Genomic DNA, 22,238 nt, shown 5'->3' with positions numbered 1-22,238 from the left:
AATCGGCGGGACTATCAGCCCCACCCCGCCCACCACTCCCCTGGTGGGCCCTTGATGGAAAAGGGAAAATCGGGAAAGTGAGCCAGGCCGGCAGGCGCGTGGCTCACTCCGCCGATCACAGCTTCTCAAGCTTTCTCATCTCTCCGGCGCAGGCGTGGCCCGGCGCAGGCGCGGCCCGTTCGGGGCGCCATCGCGCGTCGCTGACACGTGGAGCATGGGCCGCCGCGTGCCGCGCTGCGGATCGGCCACGGCCGCATCGGGGGTGCGCGGGGAACGGTCCCGGCGTCCGGCTCCCGCTTCGGGCGCGCCGGGGGGACGGGGAGAAGGGCCGGCCTCCGATCCTGTCTTCGCCACGCTGCGACGCCTCTTCCACGCCGGTTCGCGCCGGCAAGGCAGGGGAGGTTCCGAGAGGCCGGCGCGGCTCACGCGGCGGCCGGGGTGTCCGCCGGGGCGCGGCCGGTTGCCGGGCGCAGCGCGCGGAGCGCGTTCAGGATCACCGCGAGGTCGATGGCCTCCTGCAGAAGCGCGCCCTGCACCGGGGTGAGGTGGCCGAGCGCCGCCGCCATCATGCCTGCCGCCGAGAGGCCGATGCCCGCGACAACGCATTGCAGCGCGATGCGGCGCGCCCGCCGGGCGATGTCGATGCCGGTTGCCAGCCGGTCCAGCCGGTCGACCAGCAGCACGATGTCGGCCGCCTCGGCCGAGGCGGCGGCGCCGCGCGCGCCCATCGCCACGCCGACGTCTGCCGCGGCCAGCGCCGGGGCGTCGTTCACGCCGTCGCCGACCATCATCACCGGGCCGGCGGCGCGCTCGGCGCGGACCAGCCCGACCTTCTGCCCCGGCGTGAGCTCCGCGCGGACGGCGTCGAGCCCCAGCCCCGCGGTGATGCGCCCGGCCACCTCGGCGCGATCGCCGGTGGCGAGCAGAATGCGCTGCACCCCGCCGCGGCGCAGACGCTGCAGCATCTGCCGCGCGTCGCTCCGCAGCGGGTCGGACATCGTCAGATGCCCGATGCGCCGGCCATCCGCCGCCACCGCGACCAGCACCGAGCCGGCGGCGCGGCCGGGGAGCGCGCCCTCCGGAACGCCGATCTGCGAGGCCACGAAGCCGGTGCCCCCCACCACGACGGCCCGCCCCTCGACCTGCCCGCGCACCCCCTCGCCGGCCGTCTCCTCCACCCCCGTCGGCGCCGGCAGGGCGAGGCCCCGCGCCCGGGCCGCCGCGACGATGGCCCGCGCCACCGGGTGGCCTGTCGCCTGGTCGAGGGCGGCGGCGAGGCGCAACACCTCGGCGGGTCCGACGCCCGCCTCGCAGGTGACGGAGACGATCTGCGGGCGTCCCTCGGTGAGCGTGCCGGTCTTGTCGAGGATGACGGTTCGGACGCGACCCATCCGCTCCAGCGGCCCCGCGCCCTTCACCAGCACGCCGAAGCGCGCCGCGCAGGACAGGCCGGCCACCAGCGCCACCGGAACGGCCAGGATCAGCGGGCAGGGGGTGGCGACGACCAGCACCGCCACCGCGCGCAGCGGGTCGCCTGTCGCCCACCAGGCGGCGCCGGCGAGCGTGCAGGTCAGCGCGAGAAACCACAGCGACCAGCGGTCGGCCAGCCGCGACATCGGCGCCTTCGAGCTCCGGGCCTCCTCCACCAGCCGCACGATGCCGGCGTAGGTGCTCTCCCGCGCGCGGCGCAGGGCGCAGAGCGAGAAGGCCTCACCGGCGTTCGTCGCGCCGCTGAGCGCCTCGGTTCCCGGGTCGACGCGCACCGGCAGGGCCTCGCCGGTGAGCGCCGATGTGTCGAGCAGCGCCGCGCCGCCGGTCACCGTGCCATCCACCGGCAGCACGTCGCCGCGGCGGATCAGCAGCCTGTCGCCCGGCTCGATCGCCTCGAGCGGCACGTCCTCCAGCCGGTCGCCGCGGCAGCGGGTGGCGGTGCGTGGAACGCGGGCGAGCAGCGCGTGCATCTCGCGGCGCGCGCGCCCCTCGGCGAAACTCTCGAGGAAGGTGCCGCCGGCGTACATCACGGCCACCACGGCGGCGGCGAGTGTCTCGCCGAAGACCAGCGCCGCCGTCATCGAGAGCGCCGCGATGATGTCGAGCCCGGTCCCGCGCCGCAGGAGGCCGCGCAGGATGTCCGCGAGCAGCACCGCCAGGCTGGGGAGCACCCCCGCGGTCCAGGCGATGTCGGCGGGCCCCGGCTGTCCGGCCAGGCGGAAGGCGAGCCCGCCAAGCAGGCCGCAGACGGCAATGGCGAGCATCGCCAGGTCGACACGGCCGGAGCCGGAACGGTCCATCATCTCACCTTCGCCTGGCTCGGGACCGAGCTGTCCCTGGCTGCTGCCCCGGGGCGGCCGCGCCGCCCTCTCGTTCCATCCTCGCGCAGGCCGGGCGCGGGGTCGAGACGGCCTTTTGCCCCGGTCCCCGTTCCTCCCGCCGCCGGCGGAAGTGGAGCCTTGCGGGCGGGGCCTTGCGGGCGGGGGCGTGCCGGCGCCGGGGCCGGGCTCAGCGCGAAGGCGAGGGCGGGGGCGGGGGCAGCAGGTTCGGGGCCTGGCCGGTGAGCTCGGCGCGCATCGAGCGCAGGCTGAAGTCGCCCGGAGCCGCGGCGAGCGCTTCGTCGACGATGGCGAGAGCGGCCGCCGCGCCCTCGGTGGCGGCGGCGATGCGCGACAGCATCACCCAGGCCTCCACCCGCTGCGGATCGAGGGTGACCGCCTCGCGGAAGGCGCGGTTGGCGGCGGGGATGTTGCGCATGGTCAGCGCCATGCCGCCGAGCTGCAGGCTGGTCTCGGGGAAGTCCATGCGCTGGCCGAGCGCCTGCTGCCACTCGGCCATGGCGCTGCGCAGCCGGGTGGCGTAGCGCGGCGGCAGGTGGGCGATGGGCGCGTCGAGGAGCTGGCGCGCCGCGGCCATGCGCACCGAGCGGGCGGGGTCGTCGAGCAGGCCGATCACCCGCTGCGCGCGCGCCTGCGGCCCGGCGAGGCGCTGGGCGCCGAGCGCGGCCTCGCGCACCACCGGGTCGGGGTCTTCCAGCAGGGCGGCGAGGCCGGCGGCATCTTCGGGCGTGCCGGATTGTTCGAGCAGCCACAGGGCGGTGGCCCGGATGATGCCCGGCATGTCGCCATCGCGCGCGAGGCGGGTGAGGGCGGGAGCGGCGGCGGCGGGGTCTTCGCGCCCGCGGGCCAGCACCTCGCCGTAATGCGGGCCGCGGTGGGCGCTGTCGGGGTACCAGGCGGCGATGCGCTCCGCCGCCCAGGCGGGGTCGCGCCCGGCGTGGCAGGTGGTGCAGGCGTCCGGCGCGCCGGTGGTCGCGGCGAGGTCGGGGCGGGGGATGCGGAAGGAATGGTCGGCCCGCCAGTCGTTGCCCATGTAGACCTGCTCGACCATGTGGCAGGCGCGGCACTGGGCGCCGGGGCTGCCGGGCGCGTGGAAATGGTGCTCCGGGCTGTCGTAGACCGCCTGTCCGGCGGCGGGGAAGCGGGCGTCGGCCTCCGGCGCGTGGCAGGTGGTGCACAGGGCGTTGCCCTCGGCGCGCAGCCGGGCGGAATGCGGCGCGTGGCAATCCGAGCAGGAGACACCGGAGGCATACATCTTCGACTGCAGGAACGAGCCGTAGACATAGACCTCGTCGAGGATCTGGCCATCGGCGTGGTAGAGGCCGGGGCGCAGCTGCGACAGGCTGTAGGCATCCGCGTAGGGCGTGCCGGGCAGGGGGTTGCCGTCGAGGAAGGCCTCGCGCCGGGAATGGCAGCCGGCGCAGGCCTCGATCTGCCCCTCTCCGGGGGCGAGCCGGGCGGAGAAGCCGTGGTTCGGCGGCACGGGCGAGGAGGGCTGCTCCGCCCAGGCGGCATGCGCGGCGCCGGGGCCGTGGCAGGCCTCGCAGCCCACGCCGATCTCGGACCATTCGGAGGCATAGCTGCGGGTGGCGAGGTCGTAGTTGGCGCTGTAGCCGGTGGCGTGGCAGGTGGCGCAGCGGCCGTTCCAGTTCTTGTAGGGCCCGGTCCAGTGCAGCCCGTCGGAGGGCGGCAGGGGGGTGTCGGGGTAGAGGTGGAACCAGCCGCCCCGCTCGGTGTCCCAGACCACGTCGAAGGATTGCAGCCGGCCCGGCGCGGTTTCCAGCAGGTATTGCTGCAGGGGCGCGATGCCGACCACGGAATGCACCGGGTAGTCGGTGGTGGTGCCGTCGAGCTCGGTCACCTCCACGTGCGGGCGGCCGTCCGGCGCGGTGCGGAAGCGCACGGACATGTCGCCCTGCTCGAAGCGCGTGTCGTTGAAATCGCCAAGCAGGTGGCCCGCGTCCGGCAGGGTCCAGGCGAGGGCGTGGTGCGAGCCGGCCCAGGCTTCGGCCGCCTCGGCGTGGCAGCCGGCGCAGGCCTGCGAGCCGATGTAGCCGGGCGCGCCTTCGGCCCGCGGCATCTCCTGGGCCGCGGCGGGCAGCAGGCGGAACAGGGCCAGCAGGCAGGCGAAGAGGGCAAGGCGGGTCATTCGGTCCTTCCGGCGGCCCCGGGGCTGCCTCACTTGTAGTGGAACGTGTCTTCGGCGGGGGCGCGGAAACTGGCCGTCAGGGCGGCGGCGTCGCGCACCTCGACACAGCCGTAGCCCAGCTCGACCCAGCCCTTGCGCGAGAAGCGGCCGAGGATGCGGCTCACCACGTTGCGCGAGACATTGGCGGTTGCGCCGAGTTCGGACTGGCTGATGCGCAGCCGCGGCGTGTCCTGCGCCGCGACGAGGCGCAGCAGCGTGGCGGCCAGGCGCTGCTCGCTCGCCGGCAGCAGCAGGTCGGACACCTTGCCCATCCCTGCTCGAGGTTGCGATGCGCGATCTGGCCGAAGCGCCGGGCGGCGAGCGGGTCGTCCCGGGTCATGCGGTCCATGCGCTCGAGCGCGAGGTGGAACAGCACGGCGTCGGTGCTGCAGATCAGCCCGATGTTGCGCGGCGCGCGCGAGAAGAAGCTGCCCTCACCCAGCCAGAAGCCGGGCCCTGCCATATGCGCGAGGTGCAGGCCCATCTCCCGCGAGGGCAGGACGATCTCGATCTGGCCCTTGAGGACGCAATAGAGGCCACCGGGCGGATCCTCCAGGGAATACACGACATCTCCCTGCGAGTAATGCCGGAGCTCCCCGCCGTCGAGTATTTCATTCCTGAAGCTTTCCGGTTGCGCGGCAAGCCAGCCCGTCTTGTAGACGGAACTCAGAATATCGTCCAATTCGCGTTCCGATTGTACCGAATAGTGCAGTTTCCCCCACGGTATCACGTTAACATTCTCCTGTCCCCGACTTCTCGAGCAGATTCGAGATCGGGTAGAGAATCGCATTCCAAGAGGCGCGACATGAGACGATTTTTTCTATCAGCCGCACTTGCCGTCACCGGAACAGCTCTTCACGCACAGGAACAGGCGCCGCCGAATATCCTGGTGATCTGGGGCGACGATATCGGCGTTCACAACGTCAGCGCCTACAACCACGGCATCATGGGCTACCAGACGCCCAACATCGACAGCATCGCCGCCGAGGGGGCGCTGTTCACCGATTCCTATGCCCAGCAGTCCTGCACCGCGGGGCGCGCGTCGTTCATCCTCGGGGAGCATCCGTTCCGCACCGGGCTGCTGACCATCGGCATGCCGGGCGACGATCACGGCATCCCCGACTGGGCGCCCACCATCGCCGATCTCGCCAAGGAGCACGGCTACATGACCGGGCAGTTCGGCAAGAACCACCTCGGCGACCAGGACCATCACCTGCCCACCAACCACGGGTTCGACGAGTTCTTCGGCAATCTCTACCACCTCAACGCCGAGGAGGAGCCGGAGGGCTATTTCTACCCCAAGGACCCCGCCTTCCGCGAGCAATACGGACCGCGCGGCGTGATCCGCGCCTCCGCCGACGGCGAGATCGAGGACACCGGCCCGCTCACGAAGCAGCGCATGGAGACGGTTGACGAGGAATTCCTCGCCTCCGCGCTCGACTTCCTGCAGCGCGCGAGCGACCAGAGCACGCCGTTCTTCATGTGGTTCAACACCACGCGCATGCACGTGTGGACGCACCTGAAGCCCGAGGCGGTCGGCACCACCGGCAAGGGGCTCTACCCCGACGGCATGGTCGAGCATGACGGCATGGTGGGCCAGGTGCTCGACAAGCTCGACGAGCTGGGCCTCGCCGACAACACCATCGTGGTCTACTCCACCGACAACGGCGCCGAGGTGGCCTCCTGGCCCGACGGCGGCACCACGCCCTTCAAGGGCGAGAAGGGCAGCACCTGGGAGGGCGGCTTCCGCGTGCCGCTGCTGGTGAAATGGCCCGGCGTGATCGACCCGGGCACCAAGCTCAACGGCATCATCAGCCAGGAGGACTGGTTCCCCACCTTCGCCGCCGCGATGGGCGACCCGGACATCGTCGAGAAGCTCCAGCAGGGCACCACGCTCAACGGCAAGGAGTTCAAGGTGCATCTCGACGGCTACAACATGCTGCCCTGGCTCTCGGGCGAGGCCGAGCAGAGCCCGCGGCGCGAGATCATGTACTTCGACCAGGGCGGAAACCTCAACGCGGTGCGCTACGCGGACTGGAAGATCCATTTCGCCACCGTCGACGGCAACATCGCCGAGGGCATCCGCAACACCCCCGCCTGGCCGGTGGTGGTCAACCTCAAGGCCGACCCCTACGAGAAGAACTGGGAGGAGTCGGGCATGTACCTGCGCTGGTACGCCGAGAACACGATGTGGACCTTCGTGCCCATCCAGGCGGAGATAAAGAAGTTCTTCCAGACGATCCCGGGCTTCCCCTACCAGACCGGCTCGTCGCTCACCGCCTCCAACCTCGGCTACCAGACCCTGCGCAACGCCGACCTGGTGCAGCGGCTGCAGGACGTCGAAAACGTGATGCCCGGCGGCGTGCAGTAAGCCGCGCGCGCCACCGGACCAACGGGAGGGCGGCACCGCGGGTGCCGCCCCGCATGCGGGAGAAACGCACATGTCCATCACGTCCCTGCGCAGCGCCGGTGCCGCGGCCGCGGCCCTCTGCGCGCTGGCCCTTCCGGCCCTCGCCGACCCGCTCCCCTCCTGGAACGACACCGCGGCCGAGGCCGCGATCATCGCCTTCGTGGAGCGGGTGACCGACCCCGCCTCGGGCGATTACGTGCCGGAGGCGGACCGCATCGCGGTCTTCGACAACGATGGCACGCTCTGGGCCGAGCAGCCGGCCTATTTCCAGCTCCTCTTCGCCCTCGACGTGCTGAAGTCGAGGGCCGAGGCCGACCCCTCCATCCTCTCCTCCGACGTGCTGAAGGCCGCCGCGGCGGGCGACATGGCGGGGATGATGGCGGGCGGCGAGGCGGGGCTGCTGGAGATCCTCGACATCTCCCATTCCGGCGTCAGCCCGGAGGAGTTCATGGCCACCGCGCGGGACTGGCTCTCCACCGCCACCCATCCGGGCACCGGCATGCCCTTCACCGCGATGACCTACCAGCCGATGCTCGAGCTGCTGCGCTACCTGCGCGACGAGGGCTTCGCCACCTACATCGTCTCGGGCGGCGGCATCGACTTCATCCGCTCCTTCGCGGAGGAGGCCTACGGCATCCCGCCCTGGCAGGTGGTGGGGAGCGAGGGCAACACCTCCTACTCCGCCGAGGGCGGCACGCCCCTGATCACCAAGGACGGCGGTGTGACCTTCATCGACGACAAGGAGGGCAAGCCGGTGGGCATCATGCGCCACATCGGCCAGCGCCCGATCTTCGCGGCCGGCAATTCCGACGGCGATTTCCAGATGCTGGAATGGACCACCGCCGGCGAGGGCCCGCGCTTCGGCATGATCGTGCATCACACCGACGGCGCGCGCGAGTTCGCCTATGACCGGGAGAGCTCGATCGGCAGGCTCGACCGCGGGCTCGACGAGGCGGAGGCCCGCGGCTGGCTGGTGGTCGACATGGCGCAGGACTGGAGCCGCGTCTGGGCGGGCGGCGAATGACCCCACGCGAGGAGATCGAGACGCTGCGGGCCCGGATGGGCGAGGCGATCATCGGCCAGCGCGGCGTGATCGACCGGCTGGTGATCGGCCTTCTCGCCAATGGCAACCTGCTGGTGGAGGGGCTGCCCGGCCTCGCCAAGACCCGCGCCATCAAGGCGCTGGCGAAGAACCTGGAGGTGGCCTTCAGCCGCATCCAGTTCACCCCCGACCTGCTGCCCTCCGATGTCACCGGCACGGAGGTGTACTACCGCTCCGGCGAGCGCTCGGAGTTCCGCTTCGAGCCCGGGCCGATCTTCGCCAACATCGTGCTGGCCGACGAGATCAACCGCGCCCCCGCCAAGGTGCAGGCCGCCCTGCTGGAGGCGATGGAGGAGCGGCAGGTGACCGTGGCCGGCAAGACCCACCGCATGGAGCCGCTCTTCATGGTGATGGCCACCCAGAACCCGGTGGAGCAGGAGGGCACCTACCCGCTGCCCGAGGCGCAGATGGACCGCTTCCTGATGCATGTGCTCATCAGCTACCCGCCGGTGGAGGACGAGGTGGAGGTGATCCGCCTCGTGCGGGCCGAGGAGATCGCGGCCCTTCAGGGGGCGCAGGGCGGGGCGGCGCCCTCCCGCCCCGCCATCGCCCAGCAGGCGGTCTTCGCCGCGCGGGCCGAGATCGGGGCCATCCATGTCTCGGAGGCGATCGAGCGCTACATGGCCGACCTGGTCGACGCCACCCGCCGGCCGGGCGATTTCGGCCCCGACCTGCCGCGCTGGATCGAGATCGGCGCCTCGCCGCGCGCCTCGCTCGCGCTCGACCGCTGCGGGCGCACCCATGCCTGGCTCGCGGGGCGCGACTACGTCGACCCCGAGGACGTGCGGGCCATCGCCGGCGACGTGCTGCGCCACCGGCTGGGCCTCACCTTCGAGGCGCAGGGCGAGGGCGTCACCCCGGACCGGGTGGTGGAGGAGCTCCTCGCCCGCGTCGCCCCGGGCTGACGGCGGTGGAGGACCGGGCCGCACGCCTTCGCTCCGGGCTCGCCGCGCCCGTGCCGCCCGTGGGGGAGGACCCGCGCGTGCGGGTCGATCTCGCGCATCTGCGCGGGCTCGAGCAGCAGGCCCGGCGCATCAGCTTCCTGCCCCGCCAGCCCTCGGGCTCGATCCTCAATGGCCGGCACGCCTCGCGGCTGCGCGGGAGGGGGCTGAACTTCGAGGAGCTGCGCCACTACCTGCCCGCCGACGACGTGCGCAGCATCGACTGGAAGGTGACCGCGCGCACCGGCACGCCGCATGTGCGCGTCTACACCGAGGAGCGCGACCGCCCCACGCTCATCGTGGTGGACCAGCGCATGTCGATGTTCTTCGGCTCGGTGCTGAACATGAAATCGGTCACCGCGGCGGAATGCGCCGCCCTCGCCGCCTTCCGCATCTTCGCGCAGGGCGACAGGCTGGGCGGCGTGGTGTTCGGCGACGAGGCCCTGGCCGAGATCCGCCCCGCCCGCAGCCGCCGCGCCCTCACCGGGCTGCTCACCGCCATCGCGCAGGCGAACGCGCTCCTGCGCGCCGATGCGCCGGCGGCCGAGCCGATGCCGCTCAACCGGGTGCTCGCCTCGGTCTCGCGCATCGCCCGGCGCGACCACCTGGTGCTGGTCTTCTCCGATTTCGACGCGGTGGACACCACCACCGAGCGCCTCGTCTCCGGCCTCGCGCGGCACAACGACGTGGTGCTGGGGCTGGTGTCGGACCCGCTGGCGGGCAACCTGCCGGAGGGGCTGCGCCTCGTGGTGTCCGACGGCGAGCTGCAGGCCGAGGTGAACACCGCTGACCGCGCCACCCACCGCCGCCTGCGCGACATGGCACAGGGCCGGCTCGCCGCGGTGCTCGACTGGCAGCGCCGCTTCGGCGTGCCGGTGCTGCCGCTGAGTGCCGGCGAGGACAGTGTCACCCAGATGCGCCGGCTGATGGGGCTGGCGGGGCGGGGGCGCTGATGGAGCCCGCCGCCGCACAGGAGACTACACAGGAGACCGCGCAGGGGGAGGGGGGCACCACGCTCGTCGACCTGCTCGACCAGCTCGTGCCCCCGGCCGAGCCGCCCCCGGTCTCGCTCATGCCGCAGACCTGGGGCTGGGTGGCGCTGGCGGTGCTGCTGGCCCTGCTCCTCGCCCTTGCCGCCCGGGCGCTGTGGCGGCGACACCGTGCCAATGCCTGGCGCCGCGCCGCGCTGCGCCTGCTTGCCGAGGCGGGGGACGACCCGGCCCGCATCTCCGCCATCCTGCGCCGCGCCGCACTCACCTGCCATCCGCGGGCCGAGGTGGCGGGGCTCACCGGTGCCGCCTGGCTGGGGTTTCTCGATGCGCATGGCGGCGGCGGGGCCTTTACCTCCGGCCCCGGCCGCGCCCTTGCCACCGCGCCCTATTCCGGCGCCGGGCCCGACCCCGCGCTCACCCGTGCGGCCATCGCCTGGGTGCGGCGCCACCGGCCGGAGCGGCGGCGATGATCTCGCTCGGCTTTCCCTGGGCGCTGCTGGCGCTGCCGCTGCCGCTGCTGGTGCTCTGGCTCGTGCCGCCGCACCGCGAGCGGGTGGCCGCGCTGCGCTTTCCCTTCTTCCGCCGGGTGGTGGACACGGCCGGGAGCCGCGTGGGCCCGGGCGCGGTGGTGCTGGGCCGCAGCGCCCTGCAGATGGCGGCGGCGGTGCTGGTCTGGCTCCTGCTGGTGCTCGCGATGGCCCGGCCCGAGCGCGTGGGCGCCCCGGTGGAGCAGACCCGCACCGCGCGCGACATGGTGCTGGCCATCGACATTTCCGGCTCGATGGACGCGAAGGACTTCCGCGCCCCCGGCGGCGACACCCTGCAGCGTCTCGCCGGGGTGCGCGCCGTGGTCGACGGGTTCATCGCCGGGCGCGAGCATGACCGGATGTCGCTGATCGTCTTCGGCTCGAAGGCCTATGTGCAGGCGCCCCTCACCGAGGATCTCGAGACCATCCGCGCCCTGCTGGCCCGGACCGAGGTCGGCATGGCCGGCCCGCACACCGCGCTGGGTGATGCGATCGGCCTCGCCATCCGCACCTTCGAGGCGAGCGACATCGAGGAGCGCCTGCTGATCCTGCTCTCCGACGGGGCCGACACCGTGAGCCGCATGAGCCCGCTCAACGCCGCCGAGATCGCCCGCAGCCGGGGCATCGAGATCCACACCATCGGGGTGGGAAACCCCGATGCCGGCGGCGAGGACAAGGTCGATCTGCGCGCCCTGCAGGACATCGCGGCGCGCAGCGGCGGCAGCTATTCCTTCGCCGAGGACAGCGCCGCCCTCGCCGGGGTCTATGCCCGCATCGACCAGCTCACCGCGCGCGAGACCCAGAGCCTCTCCTGGCGGCCGCGGCGCGCGCTGGCCTGGGTGCCGCTGCTGGGCGCGGCGCTGGCGGGCGGCGGCGCGCTGGCGGTGCTGCTGCTCGCCGCGCGGCGGCGGAGGGTGCGGGAATGAGCTTCGGCTTCAGCATGAGCGGTCTCGCGCTCTTCGCCGAGTTCTTCCATTTCCTGCGGCCCTGGCTGCTCCTGCTTCTGCCGGCGGTGGCGGGGCTGTGGTGGCTGGTGCGGTGGCGGGGGGCGGGGCGCGAGCTGCCCGAGGCGGCCATCGCCCCGCACCTGCGCGCCGCCCTCACCCTCGGGCGCTCCGACCGCCGCCGCCTGCGCCCGGTCGACGGCGTGGCGCTGGGGCTCGTGCTCGCCGTGCTCGGCGCCGCCGGGCCCACCTGGTCGCGCGTGCCGGACCCGTTCGTGGCCCAGGCCGCGCCGATGGTGATCGCGCTGCGCGTCGCGCCCTCGATGGCGGGGGAGGACGTGGCGCCCAGCCGGCTGGAGCGGGCGAAGCAGAAGATCCGCGACCTCATCGAGCTGCGCGCCGGCGCGCGCACCGCCCTCGTCGCCTATGCCGGCAGCGCGCATTCCGTGGTGCCGATGACCGGCGACGCGCAGGTGGTGCAGCCCTATCTCGAGGGCCTCGCCCCCGACGTGATGCCGCGCGAGGGCAATGACGCGCTCGCCGCCCTCGCCCTCGCGCAGGGGATGCTCGCGCGCGAGAGCGCGCCGGGCGGGGTGCTGCTGGTGACCGATTCCGTCTCGGGCGCCGACGTGGCGGGGCTCGATGCCGCGGCCGGCAGTCTCGCCGTTCTCGCCGTGCTGCCGCCCGGCACCGGCGACGCGGGGCTCGACGCGCTCACCCTGCCGGTCGTCGCCCTCACGCCCGACGGGGCGGACGTGGCCGCCCTCGACCGCCGGCTCAACGCCGCCTTCCGACGCGCCCTGGCCGAGGACGGCGACCAGCCCTGGGATGACCGCGGCTGGCTCCTGGCCTGGCCCGCGGCACTGCTCACGCTGATCTGGTTTCGCCGCGGCTGGACCATGCGCTGGGCGGCCGGGCTCGCGCTCGGGCTGCTCTCGCTGCCCGGGGGCGCGCGGGCGGAGGGCATGGCCGACTGGTTCCTCACCCCCGACCAGCAGGGCCGGATCGCCTATGAGCGCAAGCACTACCCGGAGGCGGCGGAGCATTTCACCGACCCGATGTGGCAGGGCATGGCCCTGATGCGCGCCGGCAGGTACGAGGAGGCGGCGCAGGTCTTCGCCCGGCTGGAGACGGCGGAGGCGGCCTTCGCCCTCGGCCTCGCCAGCATCCGCAACCATGCCTACCGCGACGGGGTGCGCGCCTACGAGACCGCCCTTGCGCGCGACCCCGATTTCCCCGATGCCGCCGCGAACCTCGCGCTGGCCAGGCGCATCGTCGACTATGTCGAGACCGCGCAGGAGCAGTCCGACATCGGCGAGCAGCAGGACATGGGCGCCGACGACGTGACGCTCGACAACGAGGAGAACCGCGGCCAGGAGACCGAGGTGCAGGGCGAGGCAGGCGACGAGCCGATGCTCACCGCCGAGCAGTGGATCAACACGGTGGACACCGATGCGGGAGATTTCCTGCGCCAGCGCTTCGCGGTCGAGGCCGCGCAGGCGCAATGAGGTGGCTCGCGCTGCTCCTGCTGCTGCTCTGCGGCGCCGCCGCCGCGCAGGAGGAGGGGCAGCCGCAGGTGACGGTGGAGCTGGAGCCGGCCGAGCTGGTGCCCGGCCAGTATGCCACCCTGCGCGTCACCGTGCTCGTGCCCACCTGGATGCCCAGCCCGGTCGCGTTCCCCTCCTTCGAGGTGCCGAACCTGCGGGTGCGCCTGCCCGAGCGCTCCACAACCCCGGTGAGCGGCAGCGTCGGGGGCGAGACCTGGTCGGGCGTGCGCCGCCGCTACCTGGTCTCGCCCATGGTGCCCGGCCGGTTCGACATCCCGGCGCAGCCGCTCACGGTCACCTTCGCCCGGCCCGGCGGGGCCGAGCCGCAGCGCGTCACGGTGCAGACCCCGCCGCTCACCCTCACCGGCAGTCTGCCCGAGGGGGCCGGGGGGCTCGACCCGTTCATCGCCGCCACGGCCCTCACGCTCGAGACCGGTCTTTCCGGACCCACGCAGGGGTTGCGCCCGGGCGATGGCGTCACGCTCACGGTCACCGCCAGCATCGCCGGTGCATCGCCGATCGTGCTGCCGCCGCTCTTGCCGCAGGTGAACCTGCCGGGCATCCGCAGCTATCCCGGCCAGCCGCAGGTGACCGAGGCCGAGGCGCGTGGCGTCCTTTCCGGCACCCGGGTCGAGACGGTGAGCCTGATGGCCCAGGGCGGCGGCTCCGGCGAGGTGCCCGGCCCGCGGCTCGACTGGTTCAACCTCGACACCGGCAGGGTGGAGACCGCGACCGCGCCGGGCTTCACCCTCTCGGTCGAGGGCCCGCCGCTGCGCGCCGCCCCCTGGCCCTGGCAGGGGCTCGTCGCCGGGGCAGCGGGGCTCGCGCTCGCGGCGCTGCTGGCCTGGCGGCTGCGCCCGCGCTTCGCCCGCGCGCATGTCGCGCGTCGCGCCGCGCGGCTCGCCAGCAAGCGCCATGCCCGCGCCGTGCTGCTGCGCGCCATCGCCGCGCGCGATCTGCCCGCCACCCTGCGGATGATCCCCGACTGGGCCGGCCGCCCGCCGCGCACCGGCCCCGCGCAGGCGGCCCGCGTGGCCGAGGCCGTGCGCCGGCTCACCGCCGCGCGCTATGGCGGCATCCCCGCGGAGCCCGGCGCCGCGGACTGGCGGCGCCTGGCCGACTGCGTGGCGCATGCCCCGCCTCCGGCGCCCCGCTCCGGCGACAGCGCGCTGGGCCCGCTGAACCCGGCCGGCCCGCCGCCCTGAGACCGGGCGCCGGCCGGGCACGGGAGCCGGGCCCGGCCCTCGCGCGCGGCCTGCGTCCCCGCCGCCCGCCGGACATCCCGCGCCGGAGACGCGGCACGCGGCGACACGGCGGTCGGGGGCTCGATGCCCCCGTCCGACGTCTGTCCTCCGCCTCGCGGTGCGGGGCCGGAGCGCGCGGCGCTCCCTCGGGCCGGGACCTTGCAGGGCAAGGCAGGGCAGGAGAGGCCTGCACCCCTCCGCTGCTCCTCCCCGAGCGCCCCGGGCACCGGCGGCCCCGGGCGAGGTCCGCCCGGAGCCGTGCCTTCGCAGGGCGGTCAGCAGCCGGGGCCGAGGTGCAGCAGGCCGGCGCCGAACACCGCGTCCGGGCCGGGGGCGCCGAGGTCGAGGGTGCTTTGGGCGAGGGCGCTGCGCAGTTCGGAGACCGAACTCGAGTAGAGCGCGGGGTCCGAGGCCACCCAGGCGGTGACGAAGGGGGCCGCGATCGAGGTGCCGGAGACGAAATGTCCGCCGCCCGGCCCGGGCAGGTGAATGTCCACCCCCGGCGCCGCCACGTCCACGTAGCTGCCCTGCACCGCCTTGCGGTAGATGTGCCGGCGCGCGTCGACCGCCGTGACACCCAGCACGTTGCCCAGCGCGGCCGGGTAGCGCGGCGCGGCCCCGGGCCCGTCGTTGCCAACCGCGGCCACCAGCACCATGCCATCGGCCTGCGCGCGGTCCACGGCCCGGTCGAGCAGCTTGTTGTAGGGCCCGGCGAGGCTCACGTTCACCACCCGCACGCCCTGGCTGTCGAGCCAGTCCAGACCCTTGATGAGACTGTCGACCCCGGCTTCGCCGCCGGCTCCTTCCCCGTCCCCGGTTTCGGCGCTCACCACGCCCGCGGCATAGAGCGTCACGCCTCCGAGGCGGCGCGGGTCCGCCAGGAGGGTGGCGACATCGGTGCCATGGCGCGTCGCGGCGGGCGTGCCGCGGGCAAAGCCGCGGGTGACGATCCGGGCCCCGGCCAGCCCGGGCGCCGCGCGCTCCACCCCGGTGTCGAGCATGCCGACCGGGCCCTGCGCCCGGCAGCCGCCCCGCGGCCAGTCGAGCAGGGCATCGGCATAGGCGAAGCGCGCCGCGTCGGACCCCTCGTCGGTGGCGAGCCGATAGGCGTGGTTCACCCCGGCGGTGGCGCCCGGCTCCAGCCGCTCCAGCGCAGCGATGGCGCCGGGCCCGTCGAGCGGTTCGGGGATGTCGAAGCGCAGCATCCACAGGCCGAGGCCGGAGAGGGCGGTCTGCTCGCGGAAGGTGAAGCCCTCCGCCTCGGCGCCGGCGCGCAGCGAGGCGGCGCTTTCGGGCGAGGCGGTGAGCGCGAGGATCTCGCGCGCGTCCACGACCCGGCCGGCGTCGGCGCGGATCTGCTCGGGCGGCGGCGGGTTCAGCGCGTAGTCCGCGCAGCCCGCGAGCAGCAGCGCGAGGCCGCCGGCAAGGCCGGCCATCCGGCGGGCCCGGCGTGTCATTCCTGTCATCGTACCCCCTCCGAGGCTGGTCGCTGAAGATTTCCGTGACGTGTGGCACAGTGCGCCGGCCCGGTCATCCGACAGAATGAAGGGTTTTTGTGAACCCGCCGGGGTGCCGCTGCGTCAGAGCCACGGACCCTGCCGCGCGGAGCGAGAGGCGGCCGGGCCCTGTCGCCGCGAGGGCGGCACCGGGCCCCGCGGCCCGCGGGCACTTTCGTTCGGCGCCGAAGTCGCGGAGAATGCGCCGGACCGGAGCTTGGGAAACGAGATGGATTCGGACGAACGCCTGCTTGCCTACATGCACGGCCGCCTCGACGCGGAGGCCGTGGCCGACTTCGAGGCCGAGCTCGCCGCGCGCCCCGCGCTGCGCGCCGAGCTTGCCGCCATGCGCGCCGCCGCCGAGGTGATGGCGGCCGATACCCCGCGCGCCGAGGCGCGCGCCCGGGGCTGGGAGCGCCTGTCGCGCAGCATCGAGGCCGAGCGCACCGGCCGCCCGGCAAACGACCCCCGCCGCATCCCGCTGTGGCAGGCCGCCGGCATGGCCGCGGCGGCGGTGCTGGTCTGGCAACTCGCCGCGGTGCCCTACCTCACCGGCCCCGCCCCGCAGCCCGGCGGCTACCAGCCGGCCGGCGAGGCGGCGGAGGGCCCCACGCTGCGCGTCGCCTTCGCGCAGGACGCGCGGCTCGACGCCGTGGCGGACCTGCTCGCCGATCTCGGTGCGCGGATCGTCGACGGCCCCGGCGCCCTCGGCCTGTTCACCCTGAGCTTCGAGGACGCCGCCGGGAGGGACGCGGCCGAAGCCGCGCTGCGCGCCCGCCCCGGGATCGTGACCTCGGTCACCCGGCCCTGAACCGGCCGGCCCGGCTAGCGGCGGCGGCCGAGGCAGTGCAACAGCAGTTTCTTGGCGTGGTGCACCCGGGTCTTCACCGTGCCGAGGGGAATGCCTTCCGCCTCGGAGATCTCGTCATAGGCAAGCCCCTCGTAGAAGGCGAGGCGGATCACCGCGAGATGCGCCTCCTTCAGCCGCCCGAGGCAGCTGCGCACCCGCGCCGCGTCCTGGGCCGAGCCGAGCACGGTCTCGGCGTCGGGGGTCTCGTCGGGCAGGTCGGGCACCTCCTCGACGTAGGACACCCGCGCGCCGCGCCGCAGCCGGTCCACCAGCTTGTTGCGCGCGATGGCGAAGATCCAGGTGCGCACCGAGGCGCGGCCGGAATACCGCCCGGCCGAGCGCCAGACCTCCAGCATCGCGTCATGCACCACGTCTCCGGCGAGGCTCTCGTCGCGGCAGCGGATGCGGATGAAGGCGAAGAGCGGGTCGTGGTGGCGCTCGTAGAGCAGGTGCATGGCCTGCTTGTCGCCCAGCGCGGCCCGGCCGAGCAAACTGCGATCGTCCTCCCCTGCCGTCATGCCGCCGCCCGTCGCGAGAATTGATGCCTCCGGGTTTTCTAGGCCACCCGGGCCGGGCAGGCAACGGCTCGCGCGGCCACGGGCCTTCACGCTTCATGAATGATTCGCGGCGATTGTGCGTGCATCTGGTGGGAGAGAACGCAGCATGCTGAAGTTTCTGAAGCGGTCGGGCAAGGCGGGCGGAGAAAGCCTGCAGGACGTGCTCAGCAAGATCTGGGCCGTCATCGAGTTCGACGAGAAGGGCACGATCCTGGACGCGAACGAGCGGTTTCTCGCCGCCATCGGCTACACGCGCGACGAACTGGTGGGAAAGCACCACAGCATGCTCTGCCCGCCCGAGATCTCGCAAAGCGCGGACTACCAGTCCTTCTGGCGCGACCTCGCCGCAGGAAAGCCCGCGAGCGGTCGCTTCAAGCGGGTGCTCAAGTCGGGCCGCGAATGTTACCTGCGGGCCAGCTACATGCCGATGCTCGGTCCCTCCGGCAAGGTGGAGCGCGTGGTTAAGATGGCCGTCGACGTGACCTCCGATGCCGAGCGCGAGTATGACAACCGCGGCAAGATCGAGGCCATAGGCCGGGTGATGGCGGTGATCGAGTTCAGCACCGATGGCACGATCCGCACCGCAAACGACCTCTTCCTGCAGACCGTGGGCTACCGCCGGGAGGAGGTGGAGGGCAAGCATCACCGCATGTTCATGCCCCGGGAGGAGGCGAACTCGCCGGAATACGCCCGGTTCTGGGAAGGGCTCGCCACCGGCACCTTCGTGACCGGAGAGTTCCGGCGCCTCGGGAAGGGTGGCACCGAAATCTGGCTGCAGGCGAGCTACAATCCCATCCTCGACGCCGCCGGCCGGGTGGTGAAGGTGGTGAAATACGCCACTGACGTCACGCCGCGGGTGCGGTCTGTCGAGATGGTGGGCGATGCGCTGGCCAGGCTGGCGGACGGCCGGGTGGATGTCACCATCGACACGCCGCTGGAGCCGGCCTACGAGCCGGTGCGGGTGAGCGTGAACAAGCTCTCGGCAGTCTATCGCGACCTGGTGCAGCGCATCGGCGTCGCGATCGGGGCCATCCGCGGCCATTCGCTCGACATCAATGCCGGCGCGGCCGATCTTTCGGAGCGCTCCGAGCGCCAGGCCGCCACGCTGGAGGAGGCGGCGGCCACGATGGAAGAACTCTCGGGCACGATCAATTCCACAGCCGACGCCTCGCGCGGGATCAACACCACCGTGAGCGACGCGGCGAGCCGGGCCGAGGCCGGCCAGGAGGTCATCCAGCGCGCCACCGAGGCCGTGCGCCGCATCGAGGAGAGTTCGCGCAAGATCAACGAGATCAACGGCGTCATCGAATCGATCGCCTTCCAGACCAACCTGCTTGCCCTCAACGCGGCGGTGGAGGCCGCGCGCGCCGGCGAAGCCGGCAAGGGCTTCGCCGTGGTCGCCTCGGAGGTGCGCAATCTCGCGCAGCGCTCCTCGGAGGCGGCGGCCGACACATCGCGCCTCATCAAGGAGAGCAGCACCAATGTGGAGGCGGGCGTGCAGCTGATGTCCTCCACCGTCGAGGTGTTCAGCGATATCCGCGAATTCGTGGGCAAGCTGCAGCGCGGCATCGCCGACATTTCCAGCGCCAACACCGAGCAGGCCACGGGAGTGAACGAGCTGAACCAAGCCCTCGCCAATCTCGACGCCACCACGCAGAGCAACACTGATCTCTCCAGTTCCAACAGCAGCGTGGCACGGAAGCTCGAGGCCGAACTCGAGGATCTCAGCACCATCCTCGGCTTCTTCCGGTCCGAGACCGAGGTGCGCCGCGACCAGCGCGCCGCCTGACCGCGCCCTCCGCTGCCGGGCGGGGGAGCGACACCGCGCAGGTGCAGCGCGCCCGGCCGAAGCTGCCGCCGCTGCCGGTCATCCCCCCGGGGGCCCACCCGAAGGGCTCCGCGCGGGGCCGGTCCTTTCGGGTGGCCGCCAGCCGCGCGGCGGAGATATTGCGCCTAGAGTAAAGAAAAGCTTTCCGCATCAGCCCCGGTTCCGGATATTCATGGCGCGGGGAGCTGTTGTGGCCGCAGCCCGGGGCGGAAGTTCGCGCGGGAGAGTTTCGCAATGGCCTGTGTCTGGTCTGCGGATTGCGGAACGTGATTGTATTGGTGTGGTTCTTGTCGTGCCTGTTGGCGGGCATTCTGTGGCGCAGGGCGTCCCGTTCGGTTTCCGGGGGCGCGTCGGCGATGGCGGTGGTGCTTGCCGGGCTGCTGCTCGTGCCCGGCGCGGCGGCGGCGCAGCCGGTGGGGTTTTCCGCCGAGGAACGGGCCTGGATCCGGGACCACCGGGTGGTGAGCGTGGGCGTCGTCTCCGACAACGAGCCCTATTCCTTCTTCCGAAATGGCCAGATCATGGGCTGGACGGTCGACGTTCTGCGCCGGCTCGAGGCCCAGGCGGGCATCACCTTCAACATCCGCATGGGCACCTGGCCGGAGGTCTACGGCGAGTTCCGTGACGGCGGCATCGACACCATCGCCGACATTTCCTTCACCGAGGACCGCAGCGCCTTCGTCAGCTTCACCGGCAGCTACCACCTGCGCCGCACGGTCCTGTTTCACAACATCGACCATCCGCTGCCCGACCCGGAAAACGTGGAGGAGCTGAAAAGCCGCCGCATCGGGGTGATCCGCGACATCTACTACGCCGACGCCCTGCGCGCCGCCGGGGTGGAGCCTGTGGAATATGCCAGTTACCGCGACCTGCTGGCCGCCGTGGCCTTCGGCTGGGTGGACGCCGCGGCGGCGGCGGAGATGACCGGGAATTTCTTCGCCCGCGAGAACGGCTTCTCCAACGTGGCGGTGGCCGGCGCCCTGCCGCTCCCCGGGGTGAGCCTCGAGGACTTCCGCCTCGGCGTGCTCAAGCAGGCCGGAAACCGCGACCGCGAGCTGCTGTTCTCGGTGCTTGAGAAGACGGTGGCGAGCCTGCCTGCCGAAGATCTCGCCGCCATCACCGAGCGCTGGCTGATCTACCGCTCCGGCCGTGCCAATCCAGCCGGCCCGCTGCGCCTCCTGCCCGAGGAGCAGGCCTTCGTGGAAAGCGCGCCACCGCTGCGGATCGGCTACATCAGCGATTACGAGCCGTTCAGCTTTCTCGCGCAGGGGCGGGGAAAGGGGCTGGCGGTGGACCTCGCCAACGAGATCTCCGCCCGGACAGGGCTGCGGCTCGACCCGGTCTACGACAACTGGTCGAACCTGCTGGCGAGCTTCCGCGCCGGCGATATCGACATCATCGCTAACATCTCCCGCACCTCGGAGCGCGCCGCCTACACCCTGTTCTCGCAGGAGTATCACCGCATCCCCAATGCGGTTTTCGTGCGCTCCGGCTTCGGCCCCTACGAGGGGCTGTCATCGCTCGTCGGCAAGCGGGTGGGGATCGGGCGCGACATCTACTACGCAGGCGCGCTGGAAGAGCGGCTCGGGCCGCTGCGCAGCTTCCCCGCGCAGGACGAGATCCTCAAGGCCCTCTCGCGCGGCGAGATCGACGCGGCCATCCTCGCGCTCAGCAACGGCAATGCCATCGTGCGGCGCCTCGGGCTGATCAACATCGAGATCGGCGGTGAATTCGCGATGGACGGGGTGGAGCGGGAGGACCTGCGCTTCGGTGTCTCGCCGCGCTATCCCTATGCCAAGAGCATCATCGACCGGGCGATGAGCGCCATCCCGCTGACGCGCTGGGCCGAGCTGGAGACGCGCTGGCTCGGGCCGACGCTTTCGGGCTTCGCGGCGCGCCGTGTCGCCTTCACCACCGAGGAGCGCAGCTACCTCGACGGCAAGGGCGTGATCCGGGTCTGCGCCGCACCGCGCGCGCCGCCCTATGCCTCGGTCGCGGCGGACGGCAGCTTCACCGGGGTCGCGGCCGAGGTGATGACACGCCTCGCCGGCCGTGCCGGGCTCTCCTGGCAGACCGTGCCGGTGGACATGCCGGCCGGCGACGCCATGCGCGACGGCCGGTGCGACCTGCTGCCGCTGGCGATGCGCGACGAGGTGCCGGCCGGCGACTGGGACTTCACCCAGCCCTACCTGGTGCTGCCCATGGCGGTGGCCACGCCCCTGCCGCAGCCCTTCGTGGAGGGGCTGCGCGAGCTTGCGGGCAAGCGCGTGGGCGTGGTGCCCGGCCACAGCCCGCTGCGGCTGCTGCGCCAGCGCTACCCGGAGGTCACGCTCGTCGAGGTGGCGAGCGAGGAGGAGGGCCTGCGCGCGCTGCGCGAGGGCCGGCTCGACGCCACGCTGGGCACGCTCGCCAGCCTGAGCTATCTCATTGCCGCGAGCGGCGAGAACGACGTGAAGATCTCCGGCCGCATCGCCGAGGACTGGCGCGCCTCCGTCGCCACCCGGGCCGACGAGCCGCTGCTGGGCCAGATCTTCGCCAAGCTGGTGGCCGGGCTCGGGGAGCCCGAGGTCGAGGCCATTCTCAACAGCCAGCTCCTGGTGCAGTTCGCGCCGCGCCCCGACTATGCGCTGCTGGTCCGTATCGCCGTGGTGGCGGCGCTGCTGATCGGCCTGGTGGTCTACTGGAATCGCAAGCTCAGGCGGCTGAACACGGCCCTGGCCGCGGCAAACCGCAGCCTGCACGAGATGAGCATCACCGACAGCCTCACCGGGCTCAACAACCGCATGCACTTCGACCGCCGCGGCGCGGAGGAGTTCGGCCTGTGCCAGCGCAACGGCTGGCTGTTCTGCCTCGCGATGGTGGACGTCGACCATTTCAAATCGGTGAACGACGACCGCGGCCATGTCTACGGCGACGCCTGCCTGCGCCATGTCGGCGGCATCCTGCGCGAGCGGTTTCGCCGCGACGGCGACGTGGTGGCCCGCTACGGCGGCGAGGAGTTCGTGATCTTCACCATGGGCGGCGCGGCGGAGGAATTTGGTGCGCATCTCGAGGCGCTGTGCCGGGCGGTGGAGAACACCCCCTTCGTCGACGCGGCGAGCACGCGCCATCTCACGGTGAGCATCGGCTGGCACGCGGCGGTGCCCCGGCGCGGCGAGAGCCTCGGCGATTTCCTGCGCGCGGCCGACGACCGGCTCTACGAGGCCAAGCGCCTGGGCCGCAACCGCCTCTCCGGGCCGCGGCCGGTGCCTGCCGGGGAACTCGCGCACTGAGCCCGGGCGC

At 72.8% G+C, this 22,238-nt stretch carries 16 protein-coding genes and 1 pseudogene; 11 read left to right on the top strand and 6 right to left on the bottom strand.

The genetic code is table 11. The features are described from left to right. Nucleotides 1–422: 422 nt before the first annotated feature. From D3P35_RS18585 to D3P35_RS27005, 4 genes and pseudogenes are all read right to left on the bottom strand, one after another. Nucleotides 423–2,291, bottom strand: a complete 1,869-nt coding sequence (locus D3P35_RS18585; RefSeq protein ID WP_118136624.1) for a heavy metal translocating P-type ATPase — start codon at nt 2,289–2,291, stop codon at nt 423–425. Nucleotides 2,292–2,499: 208 nt separating this feature from the next. After that, a complete protein-coding gene (locus tag D3P35_RS18580; RefSeq protein ID WP_198670695.1) occupies nt 2,500–4,479 on the bottom strand; it encodes a multiheme c-type cytochrome in 1,980 nt (659 codons plus the stop codon). A gap of 29 nt (nt 4,480–4,508) precedes the next feature. After that, nucleotides 4,509–4,781: a Crp/Fnr family transcriptional regulator gene (locus D3P35_RS26780; protein WP_157982203.1), complete on the bottom strand. Its 273-nt coding sequence runs from the start codon at nt 4,779–4,781 to the stop codon at nt 4,509–4,511. 80 nt (nt 4,782–4,861) lie between these two features. Next, nucleotides 4,862–5,308: pseudogene (locus D3P35_RS27005) on the bottom strand (Crp/Fnr family transcriptional regulator); the annotation flags it as partial. Nucleotides 5,309–5,323: 15 nt separating this feature from the next. Here D3P35_RS27005 and D3P35_RS18565 point away from each other — a divergent pair. The 8 genes from D3P35_RS18565 to D3P35_RS18530 all read left to right on the top strand — a co-directional run bounded on the left by D3P35_RS18565 (nt 5,324) and on the right by D3P35_RS18530 (nt 14,186). After that, nucleotides 5,324–6,889 (top strand): arylsulfatase, encoded by a 1,566-nt coding sequence (locus tag D3P35_RS18565; protein WP_118136581.1) that lies wholly within the window; start codon nt 5,324–5,326, stop codon nt 6,887–6,889. A 70-nt stretch (nt 6,890–6,959) separates the two neighbouring features. Beyond that, nucleotides 6,960–7,952, top strand: coding sequence for an HAD family phosphatase (locus tag D3P35_RS18560; protein WP_118136579.1), 993 nt, complete (start codon nt 6,960–6,962; stop codon nt 7,950–7,952). Beyond that, nucleotides 7,949–8,935 (top strand): MoxR family ATPase, encoded by a 987-nt coding sequence (locus D3P35_RS18555; protein ID WP_118136577.1) that lies wholly within the window; start codon nt 7,949–7,951, stop codon nt 8,933–8,935. The genes D3P35_RS18560 and D3P35_RS18555 overlap by 4 nt, the downstream gene beginning before the upstream one ends. Nucleotides 8,936–9,012: 77 nt before the next feature. Next, entirely contained in the window at nt 9,013–9,924 is a 912-nt protein-coding gene (locus D3P35_RS18550) for a DUF58 domain-containing protein (RefSeq protein WP_232830555.1), read from the top strand. After that, the gene (locus D3P35_RS18545) at nt 9,924–10,433 is read left to right on the top strand and encodes a DUF4381 domain-containing protein (protein ID WP_118136573.1); all 510 of its coding nucleotides are present in this window, start codon (nt 9,924–9,926) and stop codon (nt 10,431–10,433) included. The genes D3P35_RS18550 and D3P35_RS18545 overlap by 1 nt, the downstream gene beginning before the upstream one ends. Then, complete coding sequence (locus D3P35_RS18540) at nt 10,430–11,416, top strand: VWA domain-containing protein (protein WP_118136571.1); 987 nt, start codon at nt 10,430–10,432, stop codon at nt 11,414–11,416. The genes D3P35_RS18545 and D3P35_RS18540 overlap by 4 nt, the downstream gene beginning before the upstream one ends. Beyond that, complete coding sequence (locus D3P35_RS18535) at nt 11,413–12,942, top strand: VWA domain-containing protein (protein ID WP_232830554.1); 1,530 nt, start codon at nt 11,413–11,415, stop codon at nt 12,940–12,942. The genes D3P35_RS18540 and D3P35_RS18535 overlap by 4 nt, the downstream gene beginning before the upstream one ends. Next, entirely contained in the window at nt 12,939–14,186 is a 1,248-nt protein-coding gene (locus D3P35_RS18530; protein ID WP_118136569.1) for a BatD family protein, read from the top strand. Before D3P35_RS18535 ends, D3P35_RS18530 begins: the two co-directional genes overlap by 4 nt. A 314-nt stretch (nt 14,187–14,500) precedes the next feature. Here D3P35_RS18530 and D3P35_RS18525 read toward each other — a convergent pair whose 3' ends face one another. Continuing rightward, on the bottom strand, nt 14,501–15,691 hold the full coding sequence (locus D3P35_RS18525) for a S8 family serine peptidase (protein WP_232830553.1): 1,191 nt from the start codon (nt 15,689–15,691) through the stop codon (nt 14,501–14,503). Between the two features lie 259 nt (nt 15,692–15,950). On the opposite strand from D3P35_RS18525, the gene D3P35_RS18520 reads away from it, so the two are divergent. Then, entirely contained in the window at nt 15,951–16,532 is a 582-nt protein-coding gene (locus D3P35_RS18520) for a hypothetical protein (protein WP_118136567.1), read from the top strand. A gap of 14 nt (nt 16,533–16,546) precedes the next feature. On the opposite strand, the gene D3P35_RS18515 is transcribed toward D3P35_RS18520, so the two are convergent. After that, nucleotides 16,547–17,062 carry an RNA polymerase sigma factor gene (locus D3P35_RS18515; protein WP_157982201.1) on the bottom strand — a complete coding sequence of 172 codons (516 nt, stop codon included), beginning with the start codon at nt 17,060–17,062 and terminating at the stop codon, nt 16,547–16,549. Nucleotides 17,063–17,234: 172 nt separating this feature from the next. Between D3P35_RS18515 and D3P35_RS18510 the strand changes: the two genes are divergently transcribed. After that, on the top strand, nt 17,235–18,917 hold the full coding sequence (locus D3P35_RS18510) for a PAS domain-containing methyl-accepting chemotaxis protein (protein ID WP_118136563.1): 1,683 nt from the start codon (nt 17,235–17,237) through the stop codon (nt 18,915–18,917). A 395-nt stretch (nt 18,918–19,312) separates the two neighbouring features. Further along, nucleotides 19,313–22,228 carry a transporter substrate-binding domain-containing protein gene (locus D3P35_RS18505; protein WP_118136561.1) on the top strand — a complete coding sequence of 972 codons (2,916 nt, stop codon included), beginning with the start codon at nt 19,313–19,315 and terminating at the stop codon, nt 22,226–22,228. Nucleotides 22,229–22,238 lie beyond the last annotated feature (10 nt).

Source organism: Oceanicella sp. SM1341 (genome assembly GCF_003448965.1).
In the GTDB taxonomy this organism is placed as follows: domain Bacteria; phylum Pseudomonadota; class Alphaproteobacteria; order Rhodobacterales; family Rhodobacteraceae; genus Paroceanicella.
Note: the sequence above shows the minus strand (reverse complement) of the source record. Positions and strands in the feature narration are given on the sequence as shown.